Source organism: Bacillus alkalicellulosilyticus (assembly GCF_002019795.1).
GTDB classification, from domain to species: domain Bacteria; phylum Bacillota; class Bacilli; order Bacillales; family Bacillaceae_F; genus Bacillus_AO; species Bacillus_AO alkalicellulosilyticum.
This window is the reverse complement of the sequence record NZ_KV917381.1, coordinates 732,830-747,881: the sequence shown is the minus strand read 5'-3', so window position 1 is coordinate 747,881 and position 15,052 is coordinate 732,830. Positions and strand designations below refer to the sequence as shown.

Here is a 15,052-nt window from a genome sequence, read left to right as displayed (position 1 = left end):
AGCCACTTACTAAACATTGGTTCATCAACATTTCAAATATCTTTTAATATTACCATATCTATACAAAGATTAATTATAAACATTAGTGGTTTTAAATATTTTTGTAGCATCCCTCAAATCCACTAGTATTAGAGTACTATCAACAACGTAAAAAACGTCTCTACAAATAGTAGAGACGTTTTTTACGTTAAGTACCGCTAAGTGCCAATCCTATTTAATCCTACTTTTTTCTAATAAATATTGCATCCCATACAAAAGATAAGCTTTGTAGTGTATGTAGATAAAAAATTGAATATAATTTAATCTGCGCAAACGGATTATTTTGATTTTTTTAAGAAACGGCATTAAAACAAATGCAAAAACTCCATTAGCGATAACATTGGTAACTACATATTTTTTAAAGTTACCATATGAAAATTTTAATATCCACATCGAAAGCGGTATATAGGGACCAATATCAAAAGGAAGTTCATCCCTTATAAATGATTTAGGTTTATCATTAAATTCCCAGAATTTTTGTTTACGTCCATGAACATGACTTCCTATTTCATAGACACCTATGATAGAACTCGCTAAAAAAAATCGTTTGATATAACGCTTCCCTAGAAATAGTACCGATATCCAAGGTAAGATGATAATGATGAGATTAAATATAACGTGCCGTCTTGATACCATGTGGCCTTCACCTCGGTTTGAATTATTATCTTTTATAAATTATCCAAATCGAGATAAAAAAACCACTAAAAATAGATTTCCAGTCATCTCCTAAATAAATAAGTGAAAAAGAGCTATCATATTTAGAGTTCTGAGTATTCTTTATTCAAACGGTTTCTCATTTCATCAAAAGCATATGGTTCATTACCTTCTAGAAACTGTGTAATTTCCAACGCGCATTCTGTTGAATTGTTAGCAAAAGTATCTACTTCAAAATCGTATATTCTATTATTATGAACTAGGTCATATTGAAATTTTGCAAGACCTATTTCTCTATTTCCTCGAGCAATTTCTCTTTTTTCCAATTCTTCAAGCGGACAGTGTACACCAATAATAAAAACAGGGAAATTCGTTAACTCCTTTAATAACTCTTCTAAAAAAGATTTTTCTTGTAAGACAGTATCTACAATTACTGTATACCCTAGCAAAGAGAACCCTGCAATTGAAGAATGCATTAACGAAAGTATTTTATTAATAATCAACATTGAAGCATCGTCTAACAGGGTGTCCTTTATTACCTCTTTTCTAGCTGTAAAGTAATGGAGGTATTTTTCTTGATATATGCCAACAAAATCATCAAGGCTGACATACGCGCAAGGTTCAGTAATTAACTCCTTCATCTTTTCAGAAATGCTCGTCTTACCAGAACTTGATGTTCCATTTAAAATAATGATTGTTCCTTTGTTCATGACACACCGCCATTCTCTTTATTTTTCAATCCATTCCTCTTTTAAAAGCCCATATATCGTTCTATCGAGATATTTTCCATGTAGTAATTCATAATTTCTGATGGTTCCTTCTTTCGTAAACCCTAAGCGTTCTGGAATTGCTCTACTCTTAACATTTTCAGGCGCTACATTGATTTCTACTTTGTTTAGTTGCAACTCCCGAAATGCATGTTCAATGAATAAACGGCAAGCCTTTGTTGCTAAACCCAATCCTTCATAATCTTTTCCTAGCCAGTATCCTATTTCTGTCTTTTGATTGTTCCAATCTATATACAAATACCCTATGGAGCCTACAATTTTATCTTTGTGCCATATCCCAGCCCAAAAACCATTATTTTCGGAGAATCTATGTAAGGATTTTTCAATAAAAGCCTTTGTATCTTGTACCTCATTTGTATTTTCAGGAAAGCCAAGCCATTGCCCTAAACTATCTCGACTAGCGGCAATTAAACTATACAATTCATCTGCGTGTCTTGTTTCTAAAATAGTTAGATACGTGTGAGTTTCAATACCTGCTTTAAACATCTTGGTCACCTCCTAAATTTGAAAGTTACACTAGTTTTTATGTTAACAATTTTGTTAATTGTTCTGGTTTCTCAAATATAAAATCTGGTTTAACAGGAATTAATCTCTCATAGTTCCCTTCCCCCCAAAGTGCTGCAACACTAATCATATTTGCGGAATGTGTTGCTTGTATATCAGTTGGTTGGTCTCCAATATATAAACATTCAGCTGGTTTAAGATTAAGTCTTTTAGCCAGCTGCAGTAATGGAACTGGACTTGGTTTAAACTCGATGCAATCTTCCTTTCCCATAACCACTTCAAAATAGGGAAGCAAACCAGTGTTTTCTAGTTCCTTAAAAGCATTGCTTTTTAATTTAGCTGTAACCAGCCCTAATTTATATCCTCTATCCTTAAGGCTTTGAAGCATCTTTTTTATTCCTGCATATTCTTTAATTTGAAGATGATACTTGCGATAATAACGTAATGTTTCCTCTATTATCTCTTCTGTTTCTCTTTCTGTTAAAGAGGGAAACAAAACATGTAATGCATTAAATGGCTTTCCTACTAAAAATTGCTTCTCACTCTCGGTCAGTTCTCTGTTTAGTATTTTCTGGACTCCGTAATTATAGGATTCTGTACCTAACCATTCACTGTTGATTAGCGTACCATCTAAATCAAATAATACACCCTTACATCTACTTATCTCATTCTTCAACTCAGCTCAACCTTTCTCTTCTAAACTAAACTCATCTCAATAGATACTATTCTACTAGGTTAATAGAAAGTCCTTTTCATATACATTAATTTCCTTTTTATTGACTTGAAATAGAATTTATTTTAGACTATATTTACAAATACTTGATATGTGTTACTGGCGAAAACGTGGAAAACCACGAGGAAGCACATATTTATAATGCCGTTCGCCTGGGCAGAGGTAAGGGATATTTTCCCTTGCCTCTTTATTTTTGAAAGGGGAAATGAAATTGAACAAATCATATCAATTTGACCAATTCAAACCAGAGCAAATGAAATCTGAGGTAAAAAGATTAACAGAAAATGTTGAAAGCCATTTCCAAGTGCTCATAAATCTATTTCTTGAAAATGGTTTATACGGCGCCAGAAAAGTACTAGATGTAGGTTGTGGAACGGGAGCAATGGTTAACTTAATTTCCGATTGTTTGCCCGAGACGGAATTTATTGGAGTGGATAATAGTACCGCAATATTAGACACTGCTAGGACTCAACATTCTCATAAAGAATCGATTACGTTTGTTCATAGCGATGCAACTGCTTTGCCATTCTCAGATAATACTTTTGATTTTGTCTATACACGTCTTGTGTTAATGCATAACTCTAATCCAAATGAAATTATTAGAGAAATGACAAGAGTCTGTAAACCAGGTGGAGTAATTTGCGCCGTTGAAATAGACGATGGTACACAGGTATTCCATCCACATGGCGATGAACTTTCTACATTAATTCAAGCAAATATAAAACATGCCTCGTTACATGGTACAGACCGTACGATTGGAAGAAAGCTCTATTCATTTTTTACTTCAGAAAACAGTGTAAGTGATGTAAAAATAATAATTCAAACAAGTGATTATCTAAATGAAAATAGACAAGATGCAGACATTCCAATATTACTGAAGTTTGCTCTCGCAGATGATGAAGGAAAGCGATTTGTTGAAGAAGGCTTACTAACAGAAAAAGAACGAAATGAATTAGTTTCAAAGTATATTCCTGAGTTCTGCGCAGACCCAAATCGATATGAATCATGTTCATTCATGTACGCATTCGGAAGAAAAGCGAATTAACTATATTGAGGGTGAGACAAAAGGTTGTATTTTGAGGGCACTGAAACAGTTAGCTTTTTTAACTTTTTTAGTGCCCTCTTAGCAATGTGCGAAACCGCCACTATCTTTTAAAGCAAGTTGTGAGTTTTTTTTCACAACTTGCTGAAGTGAGTGGGGTTCTCACAAAGGGTTTTGTGGCGAGTGACGCCAGTGCAGATGTTTTAGCTAGTTCTGTCCCAGCCCCATTTTTTTGCTTAGCTCCATACTCTCTCAAAAGCAACCTCATTCTCATCTATTTTTAAAAGATATACATCAGGATTACTTAAATTGGCCCATCTATCAAACCCAAATTGCGAGTCATAATGATTTAATAATAATGACATTATGTTACCATGGGTCACAATGATTGTATGATCAGGCTTACTCTTGCCGATTTCATCGACAACTTTTTTGATTCGATTTGCAGCCTCTGAACTCGATTCTCCACCTTTGAATTTCAAATCCAAATCATCATAGGTTGTTTTTAATTTTTCTAACCAATCTGGAAAAGAATCTGTACTTAATTCTCGCTCTTTGAGTAAAGGATTCTTTTCTATTTCGAGTTGTAATTGATTGGCAAGTGGTTGTATCGTTTGAATTGCGCGTTTGTATGGACTTGATATGATACGTTCCACTTTTTTATTTTTAAAGAAATCAACTAAATCATCGGCTTGCTTTACACCGCTTTCCGTTAGTGGTGCTTCTGCTGGCTGACCTTCAGCTTCACAATGCCTAACAACATAAATGCTTTTCAAATTGAATCACTCCGATTTTGTTACTCCGTTTCTCTCAGTCTTTTTAGTATCCAATAAAGAAAGATACCAACTAGAACGACAATTATTCCGATACTAAGAAAATATATATATGATTCGTTATGTTCCATTAATTCTTCATCTAGTATCAACTCAAGTCCTTCTGTCGCAAAACCTGAGTTTCCACAACCCATAGGGGAAAGTTTACCTCTTTTTGATTCAGCAAAAATAATATATTCATTTCCAAGGACCGGCTCAATCCAAATATTATCTTCTATTGAAATGCTATCTTCCACACTGTCTCCAGCCCACACTTTTTCTACATCGAATTGTAGTCTATGGTTTTGGTTTAATGTTAATTCCCCTTTAAACACAACATCAGCTTGTTTCAATTCTTCTTTCGGTAATTGAATATAGGCGCAAGAAGTAGCAAACGCCGTATTAGTGTAAGCTAATAAAATCAAAAAACAAATGAAGACTACACTAATTTTTTTCAATACCTTCTCACCCTTTATCTTTGGCTGGTTTAATATAATTAATTTACTCAACAAGACCATTACCAATGTAGTCAAAAAATCTAGCATTGGAGTACCGGCAAACTAGTATACTTCTATCTTCTTAATATCCTTGACTACTGCTCTTGCTGGCTTGGAGTCGGTTTTGCTTCCTTCTATCGTCGCCACAATTTTATCACCAGGTGTAAATTCTGTTGTATTTGCTCCTGATAAGTAAGTAAACTCAAAAATAGAGTTTTTGAAATTGATTTGCGGTAATTCTTCAACTACCCAATCGTAGTCTAACATGGTAAGCCCCTCTCCAATTAACAGTTCATTATCAGTTATTTCTAACACATAACCTTGAACTGTCATTGGGGAATGTTCTTTTTGTTCCTGTTCAGCTTGTTCGATAATGTATTTTGCAATCGTCGTAAGCCTTTCTGCATCCAAGCTATCGTCACATTCACTCCACTGGAGCTTAAAAGGGCCTCGATTAATGAGCACCTCTAGTGAATAATTAAATGTATCCCCAGTATCACATGATGCCTCCAGCTCTTTTTCGTAAAAATAGTTACCAAACATCAACTTTTTGTAGACCTCTTGTTTGACATTATCTATGATAGCTTCGTTTTGTGAATTGATTTCATATTCACCATTAGCACCGTATACCAAAGTAAATTCAAAAAGATTTTGTACATTGTTCATTTTGTAGTTTATATACAAGATTTCGTGTAACCCATTAAATCCCTCATTACAATCGACGGCAATGTATGCGGTATTCAAAGGATTCACTTCCTCAATGAGGGTTCCACAGCTATCCCTATGAATTGTTGGATTTCCAAATTTATCATGTGTGTAATCTTTCTTTACTTCAAGTGTTTTCCCATTATATATTAAATCTGTAATGATCGGGTCGCCCTCAAGTGTATAATGAACAACTCTCAATTTGGAAGCCACTCCATTTTGAACGTTGGTATAAAAACTACTCATTCTTTCTATCCCTTCAATATTTCCATGAGTATTAAGTACATCAACGTTTTTCACGCCTTCCACATAAATATGGGGCTCCTCGCTAGAATTACGATTAATTTGCACTGTACATGCAGTTAACACCAAGAGTATGAGTAAGCTAAAGAGTAAGGCAACATGTTTTTTCATATTTTTTGACTCCACTCTTTATATGGATATAAAGCGGCATTACAAGGGCTTACAACTAATTCGACAATAATCTGTTTTTTTCCTTTCAATTGTAAGAGTAGGATATTCTGTAATTCAGTCTTTCGGACTCACCCCGCTACTTTCGTGCTTGCCCTGTCCGTATTCCATTCGGTATCGGACTCATCCCCCTTCTTTCGTGCTGGCCCTGTCCGTATTCCATTCGTTATTGGACTCATCCCTCTACTTTCGCGCTTGCCCTGTCATTTACTTAGTCCATCTTCGTAATTCACCTATGAAAATAGTACTTTAGCAAAAAAAAACAAAAAACCAAACCACCGTAATGATTTGGTCTTTCGTTTTACAATTGCTGTACTTGGTACAAGTTATAATAGCTTCCTTGCTTTTTCATTAATTCTTCGTGGTTCCCAATTTCTGAGATGCGCCCGTTTTCAATGACGACGATTCGGTCTGCATGGGTAATCGTCGATAAACGATGAGCAACGATAAAGGTTGTTCTGTCCTTTGCAAGGGTTTCGAGTGCATCCTGGATATATTGCTCACTTTCTAAGTCGAGAGCGGATGTTGCTTCATCAAAGATCAGAATTGGAGGATTTTTCAAGAATACGCGGGCGATTGCGATTCGTTGCTTTTGCCCTCCGGATAGCTTAACTCCTCGTTCTCCGACTTCGGTGTCATAGCCCTGAGATAAATTCATTATAAACTCATTTGCATTAGCCGCTTTTGCTGCTTCAACCACTTGTTCGTCAGTTGCTTCTGGGTTTCCCATGAGAATGTTCATTCGAACGGAATCACTAAAAAGAATGTTATCCTGTAGCACCATGCCAATGTTATCGCGAAGTGTATGGACTTCATAGTCACGAATGTCTCGTCCGTCCAAAAGAATACGCCCTTCGGTTACATCGTAGAACCGAGGAATGAGACCAACGACTGTACTTTTTCCACCGCCACTCATACCAACAAACGCAATCGTTTCGCCTTGTTTCACATCTAAGGTGAAGTCTTTTATGACCGCTTCTTCTCCTTCATTGTAAGTAAAAGAAACATGGTCAAACTGGAGCTTGCCCGCCGTTTGCTTTAATGCTATCGCATCCTTTTTATCAACGATGTCATACTTTTCATCAACAAATTCAAACACTCGGTCCATCGAGGCTAGAGATTGTGTGAGTGTCGTTGATGAATTAATTAATCGTCGTAACGGATTGTACAAGCGGTCCATGTATAAGACAAACGCAGTCATTTGCCCTAGCTGGAGATTCCCTTGTAGAACGAAATAACCGGATACTAAAATAACAAGAAGTGGAGCAATATCAGTAACCGTGTTAACGACAGCAAAGGTTTTGGCATTCCAACGAGTCTGGTCTAAAGCTTTCGTTAAAAAGTTTTCATTTCTTTTTTGAAACTGTCCTTGTTCATATTCTTCTAGTGCAAAGCTGCGAATAACATTCATTCCTTGCACGCGCTCATGGAGGTGTCCTTGTACTTCTGCTAGTGCTTGCGAACGGACACGAGTTAAATTCCGAAGTCTCCCGTAGAAGTATTTTATCGAGAAGGCGTAAATCGGAAACATCGATATCGCGACTAGTGTCAACCAGACATCCATATAAAGCATAATCGCAATTGCAAAGATAATCGTAAGCATATCAAGCCAGATGTTCATCAATCCCGTAATGACAAACGTCTTTGTTTGTTCAACATCATGGATGACACGTGAAATAATTTCACCGACTTTGCGGTTGGAATAAAATTTCAAGCTTAGTTTTTGAATGTGGGTAAATAATTGGTCACGGATGTCATATAAAATTCGACTTGCCGTATATTGCGCTAAGTATTGTCGATAGTATTCAACAGGTGGCCTCACAATAATAAATAAAAAAAACATACCACCCATAATATAAAGTAACTGCCGGACTTGTTCTTCTGATGTTAGGTCATTATTTAAAATGATATTATCAATAATGTGCATGAGAACGAGTGGAGTCAAAAGTGGGATTCCAAACTTTACAATCCCAACTGCAATCGTTCCAATAATTACTTTCCTATAAGGTTTGACAAACTGTAAATATCTGCGAACGCTCCCCATCAAACCTCTCCCTTTTTTATTTTGTCTTTATGTAGAATTCACTTCTTATTCTATTGTATACCAAAAAGAAGAGGGTAGGACAAAATCAACCTTTTGCCCCACCCTCGCTTAAATTCGATATTGTAAGAACCTCTCGTACCACATCTCTACAAATTGCGGTGCAAACGGTCCTTTTCGTTGGTGAATCCACGATATTAATTCATCGACACTGCGTTTCAATATAGCATCAATGGGTTGTGGATAGTTCATTTGTTTACTATGAAGTGCATATTCATCTTCATCTAGGAGTTTGTACGTCATATCAGGGAATACTTTAATGTCTAAATCGTAATCAATGTATTTCAATGCTTCTTCGTCCCAAGTAAAGGGCGAGCCTAAGTTACAATAATAATAAATCCCATCAGCCCGTATCATACCGATCATATTAAACCAGTGCTGTGAGTCAAAATAACAAATTGCAGGCTCTCTCGTACGCCATTGTCTTCCGTCCGCCTCTTTTACAAGAATACGGTCATTTCCACCGATCACAACTTTTGACGTCCCCTTCAAGACTACCGTTTCCTCCCATGTGCGATGTATCAGTCCATTGTGTTTATAACTCTGGACTTGAATTAGGCTTCCAGCTCTGGGGAAACTCATTATTTTCTCCTTCCCTAATTTATTGGACGTCGATGAGTTACCAAGTTATCATGTTTGGATAAATATGTTGTTTCCTGTGGTGTACCATGCAAATAATCCTTTATCATAAAATAACTTATCTTTCGATGCGGGTCTCCTGGAATCACGGGTAACTCGTCTTTTTCTTTTACAAATTGGTCCACTGCCCGCTGTACATCATCTAACAGCTTTGCTTGTTCAGGTGCCTCAAACACCTCAAAGGTTTCCTTAGACATATAAAATGGCTGACTTGGAACACCTTTAATCTTACTTTTTAACAAGGAAAAATCGATGGAGTAATCATCATTCACGAGTGAGCGTAAAGAAATAGCAAGAGGTAAATCAGAAGCTGCTTCCATAATAACTTGTCTCACATCTTCAATCGATAGATCGACTTCCGGCTCTTCCACTTCCTCTTTTTTCTTTTTCCAAAACATGGAGAGATTCTCCTTTCAAACCTTCACTTTTTACAGTTAGTAAACATTACCTATCTTTTCTATTATACCCTCTTCTCAAACATTTTGAAAACCTTATCATCGAAAAAAAGGCAGAAGTCTTGGATTAATAAAAAAACACTTCGATGCAAAAAGAAACTAAAAAAGGCGGTCTTCACCATTTTTTAGTTTCTTTCATGACCGAAGTGAATGCATTTGTATGTATATTTTTTTTGTTTATAGGAACAGTAAATAGAAAGGCAAGCACCCTCTGGTTCTCACCCAGAAAGTGCCTACCCCTTTGAGAGTTACTACATTATTGTTGTTGGTTTTTGCGTTGAGCTGATTGTTGGTTTTGTTGACGTACTTGTTGAGCATCAGTCTCACTCGCAAATTCAGTGTTTTGGCTTTGTCCTTGGATAGAAGCTTGGTTTTGTCTTCTAACCTCTTGTGCGTTTGTTTGAGAAGCTTTGTTTTGTTTTGCCATTGGTATCACCTCCACAACAATAATGTCTCCCGGAGGCTCATCTTTTATCCAAAAAAAATAATTAGGTTAATAAGGAAATTCCGCCATCAACAATTATCGTTTGACCACGTATCATTTTTCCTTGTTCGGACAATAAGAACATGACCGCATTAGCAAGATCATCTGGTTCAACAATGCGTCCTGCAGGTGTCCTTGCTGCGGCATCATTCAATAACTCTTCTCGGTTTGGAAAATGACTTAGAGCATCAGTATCAACGGCTCCGCCAGACACCGCATTGACGACAATGTTCATTGGAGCTAATTCAACCGCTAAATATCTCGTAAGCGCCTCAACCGCTGCTTTTGATACACCAACTGTCGTGTAATTTTTCAAATAGCGGATGGAGCCTAACGAGCTTAAACTTACGATCGCACCCCCACCTACTTTTTCCATTCGTTTTGCCGCTTCTTGAGCACAGAATAGTAACGCCTTACTATTAATATCCATCGTCCAATCCCAATGGCTTTCTTCTAATTCCATTACAGGACGCAAAACACCAGAGGCTGCGTTATTTACCAATATATCTAAACGCCCAAATACTTCATCAATTTCTGCAAACATTTCCTTAATTTTCTCAGGCTTGCCCACATTTGCTTTGATGATATGTGCTTTTCTTCCAAGTGCTTCAATTTCGGCAGCTGTTTCTTGAGCCGCCTTTTTACTTCTTGCATAATTAATGACAATGTCATATCCTTTTTCAGCTAAATTTAGCGCAATTTTTTTTCCGATGCCACGACTACTTCCGGTGACAAGTGCTACTTTTTGTTCCATGGTTATCCTTCCTTTCCACACTCCTACTATATATACCAGTCCTATTATATCGTATAGAGAGCCTTCTTCCTAGAAACACTAATCATACATTGAACATAAGGAGGCTGACCTCATGTATGTCGGTCGAGATATGACAGAACTAACGATGATGTCCAAAAAAGATTGGACAGACAAAGAGCTTGCTTACTTTCATAAAAACTTACAGCAAGTGACCCCTTATTTAAACTCTGAGGGCGTAACAATACACCGTGAAATCATTAAGGAAATTGAAGCACGCGGTGGCTTTAAGCATGATGCCAGCTATGAACATGGCACGCAAATTCATTATGACTAGCATTTAATATAGTTTGAAATGCCTTTGAATGATTTCACATTCAAAGGTTTTTTATTGTTGTTCTCTTTATTTTTCCATTAAAATAGACTTAATTAGAAGTTATAGGAGCGTTCAAATGATAAACCCTTCGATCAAATTAAATCAACTTGCCACAAGTGTATTCAGTGACATGGCTTTTAAAAAAGCAGAAAAAATCAAACAAGGTCATCATTTAATCGACCTTAGTATTGGAAGTCCGGACCTTCCTCCTCCTGACTTTATAAGAGAAGCTCTAGCAAAAGAAGTGCAGCGTCCTGATAGCTATGGGTATACCATCACTAGTAGCGAAGAATTCAAAGAGGCTGTCAGCGCATTTTATCAAAATCGATATGATGTTGTCGTTCAACCCCACGAGGTGCTTCAGCTCATGGGATCCCAGGATGGCCTTGCACATATCGCGTTAGCCTATTTAGATAAAGGAGATTACCTAATTGCTCCGAATCCTGGCTATCCGATTTATTCTGCCTGTGCCCATTTAGCAGGTGCTGAGCTTTATCTCGCACCTCTAACCGAAGAAAATGATTTTATGGCGGACCTTGATGCTATTCCTGATGAAGTAAGAGAAAAAGCAAAAATTATGATTACAAACTATCCTGGCAATCCTACCGCCGCTCTGGCAACTAAAGAGTATTTTGAAAAACTGATTCAGTTTGGAATTGATCATGAAATTCTGATCATTCATGATTTCGCCTATTCCGAACTTATTTTTGATAATAAAAAGCCAATGAGTATTCTCTCATTGCCGAATGCAAGAAAAACAGCAATCGAGTTTAATTCTTTATCGAAAAGCTTTAATATGGCAGGTGCAAGAATTGGATATGTCTTAGGGGATCCCGCTTTTCTTGAGCCTTTAGCGACCGTGAAATCTCATGTCGATTACGGTGTTTTTGCTCCCATTCAAAAGGTGGCAAGCTTAGCGTTAACGAGTGATTATCAATTTTTAAATCAACATTGTGTTACATATGAAAATAGAAGAAATTGCTTTGTCCAAGAGCTCCATCAGTTAGGATGGAATGTTCGCAAACCAGATGGTGGTATGTTCATTTGGGCTGCTATACCAGAGCGTTACACATCCTATCAGTTTTCACTTGATGCGATTGAAGCCGGTGTCGTTGTTACGCCTGGCCATGCCTTTGGCTCTGAAGGAGAAGGCTATGTTCGGATTGCACTGGTTCAAGAGAAGGAAAACTTAGTAGAAGCAGCGAAACGATTACAAACACTTCTTTAAATTTAGGAGGGATTTTTGTGAAAGCAGTTGTATATCGTACGTATGGGGGACCTGACGTATTAGAAATGGCCGAATTGCCACAACCGGTTCCGGGGGCAACCGAAGTATTAGTTGAAGTTGGCGCCAGTGGATTAAACCCCGTTGATACCTATTTTCGCTCTGGTGTCAGAGAGGTGGATGCTTTTCCATACATTCCTCATTTTGACCTTGCTGGAACCGTAGTAGCCGTCGGCCAAGAAGTCTCAAAGTGGCAAGTCGGAGATAAAGTGTGGGGAACAAATATTAAAGGAACTTCAGCAGAGTTCGTCGCTGTGCCTGAAGACAAACTCTTTTCTTTGCCTAGTTATTTGAGTGCAGTCGATGGCGCAGCTTTAGCGATGGCCTTTATGACGGCTCATCTCGCTTTGTTTGCTCGTGCAAAGTTGGTTAAAGGAGAAACAGTCTTAATCTTTGGTGGCGCTGGCGCTGTGGGGCATGCTGCCATTCAGCTTGCGAAAGTTCATGGCGCTACAGTTATCACGACTGCAGGCGATGACGACAAAGCAAAGATTGCCAAAGAAGCTGGTGCAGATCACGTCATCTTGTATAAAAAGCAAAATGTAACAGAAGCGGTACTTGATTTGACGAAAGGTCAAGGAGTCTCCGTCATTCTTGATATGTCCGTTAGTGAGAACTTAGACGCTGACTTAGACATGATTGTTAACGGAGGAAGAATTGTGACAATTGGTTCTCCTAAAAACAATGCACCAACATTACCGTGGCGCAAGCTCAATATGAAAAACGCAGCTCTACTAGGTGTTCTTTTATTCACTGCACCAAAAGCTGATTTAGATAAAGCAGGAATTGAAATTTCAAGCCTATTCGCTGACAAAAAATTAAAAACACATGTCGGAAAAGTGTTTACGTTTGAAGAAGCTGCTCAGGCTCATGAAGCCCTAGAAGCGAAACAATTCAACGGAACGATCGTTCTTACACCTTAATTTGTGAGTACAAATCACCATTTTGGCAAAAGCTATTAAAAAGCTTAAGACAAAAAGGTGGTTGAACATGGAACGACAAACATACTACGTCAATTTAAATCCAATCAGTATGGAAGACATTAGTCCAACTAAAATCGGTGATGGTCAACTCATCGAATATGAGATTTTTGTAAACGACGCCGAGTATAAAGAGTTGCAAGACCTCCTCCTTGAAGTGCAAGCTCATGATATGGAGCTCGGTGATTTATTTACCTTCAAGCATTTCAATGAACTAGAAACAGACCGAGACCGCAATGAAACTCAACGCGGCTTATACGATGTATACCGAATGATTCATAAGTTTGGCACCACTGAAACAAAAAGAGCGATAGAATCATTGGGATTGCCGTTATAACACAAAAGATAAGCGAATCCAATGTCAAACTTTTTAAGAACCATAATAAAGCCACCTGGTGCATTAATGTGTCCAGGTGGTATATCTATGACCTATATATTACTTTCTTATGATACCAACAATCTAAGATTGTCTCCCGCTCTGACTGACCACTTTTTTTGAGTGTTCCTTCGAACAAGTAAGAATTTCTTGATAAAGTTAGCTTGAGAGTTTACAGAAATTATTTATATATTTCAGGATGGGGAGTAAAGAAAAATCGTTTCTCTTTTTCATTGAGAATATAACCTCCTCCATGTTGAAGTTCTCCCATTCTACAGCCGCTCCACGATAATGAAACAACTACATTTTTTGATATTGAACCCTCTACATCTCGAACATCTGTATTCACTTTCCAGGATCGGTCACCAAATCTTTTAGCTAGCCTTAGCCATTCCATCTCTACTGTAACTTCATTTACCTTTAAGTCACATTCCTCTTCTAAAAAGTGAATCGTTGCTTCCTTTACCGCCTTCTCCACTTGTTTGTTCTTATAAGTAATTTTAGCAGTGGGTATAAGGATAATGAGTATCAAGCAGACTAAGATATAGCGTATTACTTTATTTTTATTCATTGTCTACCTCTCTCTTCTAAGAGAATTAAATGGAAGCATTTTAACGGATTATCGAAATGAAACTCAACGAGGCTTGTACGATATTTCTGGATTCACAAGCTCAGCACCATTGAGTCAATGCTAACGGACATGAGAGCCCTTATTTTACGTTTTTTTTAGGATTTTTCGATGTAACGGACATCAGGTACCTTATTTTCTTGAAAACAGGCAAAATTCATGCCTTTTAGTGAAAATAAGGTCTCCTGTGTCCGTTACAATATAAAAACTCCATTTTTAGGGCAAATAGCGGACTCAGGGTCCGTAAGCAAAACAAGACTCTATCCCTCTCGCCAACCCAGGTAACGAATTTCTTCCCCATCTACAATCGCAATAAAGATGTCGCCTTTTTCATTCGGTTTATACACCTTTGTCCCTACTGGTATCTTAGTGGCTGTCCCGTTAGAAAATTCATCACCTTTTTTTGCTTGTTTTATAATTTCGAAGCTTTCTTGACTTAGGGTAAGTTCACGTTCTTGTACCCAATCCACATCTTCAGCATTTACATATACAACCTCGTTCATCACAAACAAATCAGCATTTTCATCAGTTGCTAAAATTTCATCTACAGTTGGGCTTTTTATTACAACCATTTGATTTTCCTGATTTCCTGTCTTGGCTGAACACCCTACTCCAATCACGATTGCTATAGCTAATATCATAAGGACTTTCATTTTAATCTCCTCCATTTACTAATGTAACGATTATACTCTGTAATACGTTTCATCCATTTGGTTTCGTGCCTGGTGGAGT

General features: G+C 37.4%; 19 protein-coding genes and 1 riboswitch. Of the genes, 5 read left to right on the top strand and 14 right to left on the bottom strand.

The window, feature by feature from the left end; translation table 11 throughout:
• Positions 1–210: 210 nt before the first annotated feature.
• The 4 genes from BK585_RS03755 to BK585_RS03740 all read right to left on the bottom strand — a co-directional run bounded on the left by BK585_RS03755 (position 211) and on the right by BK585_RS03740 (position 2,661).
• Entirely contained in the window at positions 211–675 is a 465-nt protein-coding gene (locus tag BK585_RS03755) for a hypothetical protein (protein ID WP_078551960.1), read from the bottom strand.
• Between the two features lie 122 nt (positions 676–797).
• Complete coding sequence (locus BK585_RS03750; RefSeq protein ID WP_078551959.1) at positions 798–1,403, bottom strand: chloramphenicol phosphotransferase CPT family protein; 606 nt, start codon at positions 1,401–1,403, stop codon at positions 798–800.
• Between the two features lie 18 nt (positions 1,404–1,421).
• Positions 1,422–1,967 (bottom strand): GNAT family N-acetyltransferase, encoded by a 546-nt coding sequence (locus BK585_RS03745; protein WP_078551957.1) that lies wholly within the window; start codon positions 1,965–1,967, stop codon positions 1,422–1,424.
• 37 nt (positions 1,968–2,004) lie between these two features.
• Positions 2,005–2,661, bottom strand: a complete 657-nt coding sequence (locus BK585_RS03740) for an HAD family hydrolase (RefSeq protein ID WP_245805775.1) — start codon at positions 2,659–2,661, stop codon at positions 2,005–2,007.
• 142 nt (positions 2,662–2,803) lie between these two features.
• Positions 2,804–2,883: riboswitch (ZMP/ZTP riboswitch) on the top strand.
• A 46-nt stretch (positions 2,884–2,929) separates the two neighbouring features.
• Between BK585_RS03740 and BK585_RS03735 the strand changes: the two genes are divergently transcribed.
• The gene (locus BK585_RS03735) at positions 2,930–3,763 is read left to right on the top strand and encodes a methyltransferase domain-containing protein (protein WP_170885463.1); all 834 of its coding nucleotides are present in this window, start codon (positions 2,930–2,932) and stop codon (positions 3,761–3,763) included.
• 233 nt (positions 3,764–3,996) lie between these two features.
• Here BK585_RS03735 and BK585_RS03730 read toward each other — a convergent pair whose 3' ends face one another.
• The 8 genes from BK585_RS03730 to fabL all read right to left on the bottom strand — a co-directional run bounded on the left by BK585_RS03730 (position 3,997) and on the right by fabL (position 10,678).
• Entirely contained in the window at positions 3,997–4,536 is a 540-nt protein-coding gene (locus BK585_RS03730; RefSeq protein ID WP_078551953.1) for a histidine phosphatase family protein, read from the bottom strand.
• A gap of 20 nt (positions 4,537–4,556) precedes the next feature.
• Complete coding sequence (locus tag BK585_RS03725) at positions 4,557–5,030, bottom strand: hypothetical protein (protein ID WP_078551951.1); 474 nt, start codon at positions 5,028–5,030, stop codon at positions 4,557–4,559.
• A gap of 102 nt (positions 5,031–5,132) precedes the next feature.
• Positions 5,133–6,188: a DUF4362 domain-containing protein gene (locus tag BK585_RS03720; RefSeq protein ID WP_078551949.1), complete on the bottom strand. Its 1,056-nt coding sequence runs from the start codon at positions 6,186–6,188 to the stop codon at positions 5,133–5,135.
• 358 nt (positions 6,189–6,546) lie between these two features.
• Entirely contained in the window at positions 6,547–8,289 is a 1,743-nt protein-coding gene (locus BK585_RS03715) for an ABC transporter ATP-binding protein (RefSeq protein WP_078551947.1), read from the bottom strand.
• Positions 8,290–8,397: 108 nt separating this feature from the next.
• Positions 8,398–8,928 (bottom strand): nucleoside tri-diphosphate phosphatase, encoded by a 531-nt coding sequence (gene ntdP / locus BK585_RS03710; RefSeq protein ID WP_078551945.1) that lies wholly within the window; start codon positions 8,926–8,928, stop codon positions 8,398–8,400.
• 14 nt (positions 8,929–8,942) lie between these two features.
• Positions 8,943–9,383 (bottom strand): DUF3939 domain-containing protein, encoded by a 441-nt coding sequence (locus BK585_RS03705; RefSeq protein ID WP_078551943.1) that lies wholly within the window; start codon positions 9,381–9,383, stop codon positions 8,943–8,945.
• A gap of 313 nt (positions 9,384–9,696) precedes the next feature.
• The gene (locus BK585_RS03700) at positions 9,697–9,867 is read right to left on the bottom strand and encodes a gamma-type small acid-soluble spore protein (protein WP_078551941.1); all 171 of its coding nucleotides are present in this window, start codon (positions 9,865–9,867) and stop codon (positions 9,697–9,699) included.
• 61 nt (positions 9,868–9,928) lie between these two features.
• Positions 9,929–10,678, bottom strand: a complete 750-nt coding sequence (fabL, locus tag BK585_RS03695; RefSeq protein ID WP_078551939.1) for an enoyl-[acyl-carrier-protein] reductase FabL — start codon at positions 10,676–10,678, stop codon at positions 9,929–9,931.
• A gap of 112 nt (positions 10,679–10,790) precedes the next feature.
• Here fabL and BK585_RS03690 point away from each other — a divergent pair, with 112 nt between their 5' ends.
• The 4 genes from BK585_RS03690 (at position 10,791) to BK585_RS03675 (ending at position 13,653) form a co-directional block, all read left to right on the top strand.
• The gene (locus tag BK585_RS03690; protein ID WP_078551938.1) at positions 10,791–11,012 is read left to right on the top strand and encodes a cytosolic protein; all 222 of its coding nucleotides are present in this window, start codon (positions 10,791–10,793) and stop codon (positions 11,010–11,012) included.
• Between the two features lie 115 nt (positions 11,013–11,127).
• Complete coding sequence (locus BK585_RS03685) at positions 11,128–12,279, top strand: LL-diaminopimelate aminotransferase (RefSeq protein WP_078551936.1); 1,152 nt, start codon at positions 11,128–11,130, stop codon at positions 12,277–12,279.
• 17 nt (positions 12,280–12,296) lie between these two features.
• Positions 12,297–13,259: an NADPH:quinone reductase gene (locus BK585_RS03680; protein ID WP_078551935.1), complete on the top strand. Its 963-nt coding sequence runs from the start codon at positions 12,297–12,299 to the stop codon at positions 13,257–13,259.
• Positions 13,260–13,326: 67 nt separating this feature from the next.
• Positions 13,327–13,653, top strand: a complete 327-nt coding sequence (locus tag BK585_RS03675; protein WP_078551934.1) for a hypothetical protein — start codon at positions 13,327–13,329, stop codon at positions 13,651–13,653.
• A gap of 220 nt (positions 13,654–13,873) precedes the next feature.
• Here BK585_RS03675 and BK585_RS03670 read toward each other — a convergent pair whose 3' ends face one another.
• Together BK585_RS03670 and BK585_RS03665 are read right to left on the bottom strand one after the other, a co-directional pair.
• Positions 13,874–14,263 (bottom strand): hypothetical protein, encoded by a 390-nt coding sequence (locus BK585_RS03670; RefSeq protein ID WP_078551933.1) that lies wholly within the window; start codon positions 14,261–14,263, stop codon positions 13,874–13,876.
• A 317-nt stretch (positions 14,264–14,580) separates the two neighbouring features.
• Positions 14,581–14,973, bottom strand: coding sequence for a hypothetical protein (locus tag BK585_RS03665; protein ID WP_078551931.1), 393 nt, complete (start codon positions 14,971–14,973; stop codon positions 14,581–14,583).
• Between the last annotated feature and the right edge of the window lie 79 nt (positions 14,974–15,052).

Coding starts and splice junctions, on each gene's coding strand:
- BK585_RS03675 (WP_078551934.1), top strand. CDS start 13,327: ATGGAACGACAAACATACTACGTCAATTTAAATCCAATCAGTATGGAA.
- BK585_RS03700 (WP_078551941.1), bottom strand. CDS start 9,867: ATGGCAAAACAAAACAAAGCTTCTCAAACAAACGCACAAGAGGTTAGA.
- BK585_RS03665 (WP_078551931.1), bottom strand. CDS start 14,973: ATGAAAGTCCTTATGATATTAGCTATAGCAATCGTGATTGGAGTAGGG.
- BK585_RS03755 (WP_078551960.1), bottom strand. CDS start 675: ATGGTATCAAGACGGCACGTTATATTTAATCTCATCATTATCATCTTA.
- BK585_RS03685 (WP_078551936.1), top strand. CDS start 11,128: ATGATAAACCCTTCGATCAAATTAAATCAACTTGCCACAAGTGTATTC.
- BK585_RS03750 (WP_078551959.1), bottom strand. CDS start 1,403: ATGAACAAAGGAACAATCATTATTTTAAATGGAACATCAAGTTCTGGT.
- BK585_RS03705 (WP_078551943.1), bottom strand. CDS start 9,383: ATGTTTTGGAAAAAGAAAAAAGAGGAAGTGGAAGAGCCGGAAGTCGAT.
- fabL (WP_078551939.1), bottom strand. CDS start 10,678: ATGGAACAAAAAGTAGCACTTGTCACCGGAAGTAGTCGTGGCATCGGA.
- BK585_RS03715 (WP_078551947.1), bottom strand. CDS start 8,289: ATGGGGAGCGTTCGCAGATATTTACAGTTTGTCAAACCTTATAGGAAA.
- BK585_RS03670 (WP_078551933.1), bottom strand. CDS start 14,263: ATGAATAAAAATAAAGTAATACGCTATATCTTAGTCTGCTTGATACTC.
- ntdP (WP_078551945.1), bottom strand. CDS start 8,928: ATGAGTTTCCCCAGAGCTGGAAGCCTAATTCAAGTCCAGAGTTATAAA.
- BK585_RS03720 (WP_078551949.1), bottom strand. CDS start 6,188: ATGAAAAAACATGTTGCCTTACTCTTTAGCTTACTCATACTCTTGGTG.
- BK585_RS03690 (WP_078551938.1), top strand. CDS start 10,791: ATGTATGTCGGTCGAGATATGACAGAACTAACGATGATGTCCAAAAAA.
- BK585_RS03745 (WP_078551957.1), bottom strand. CDS start 1,967: ATGTTTAAAGCAGGTATTGAAACTCACACGTATCTAACTATTTTAGAA.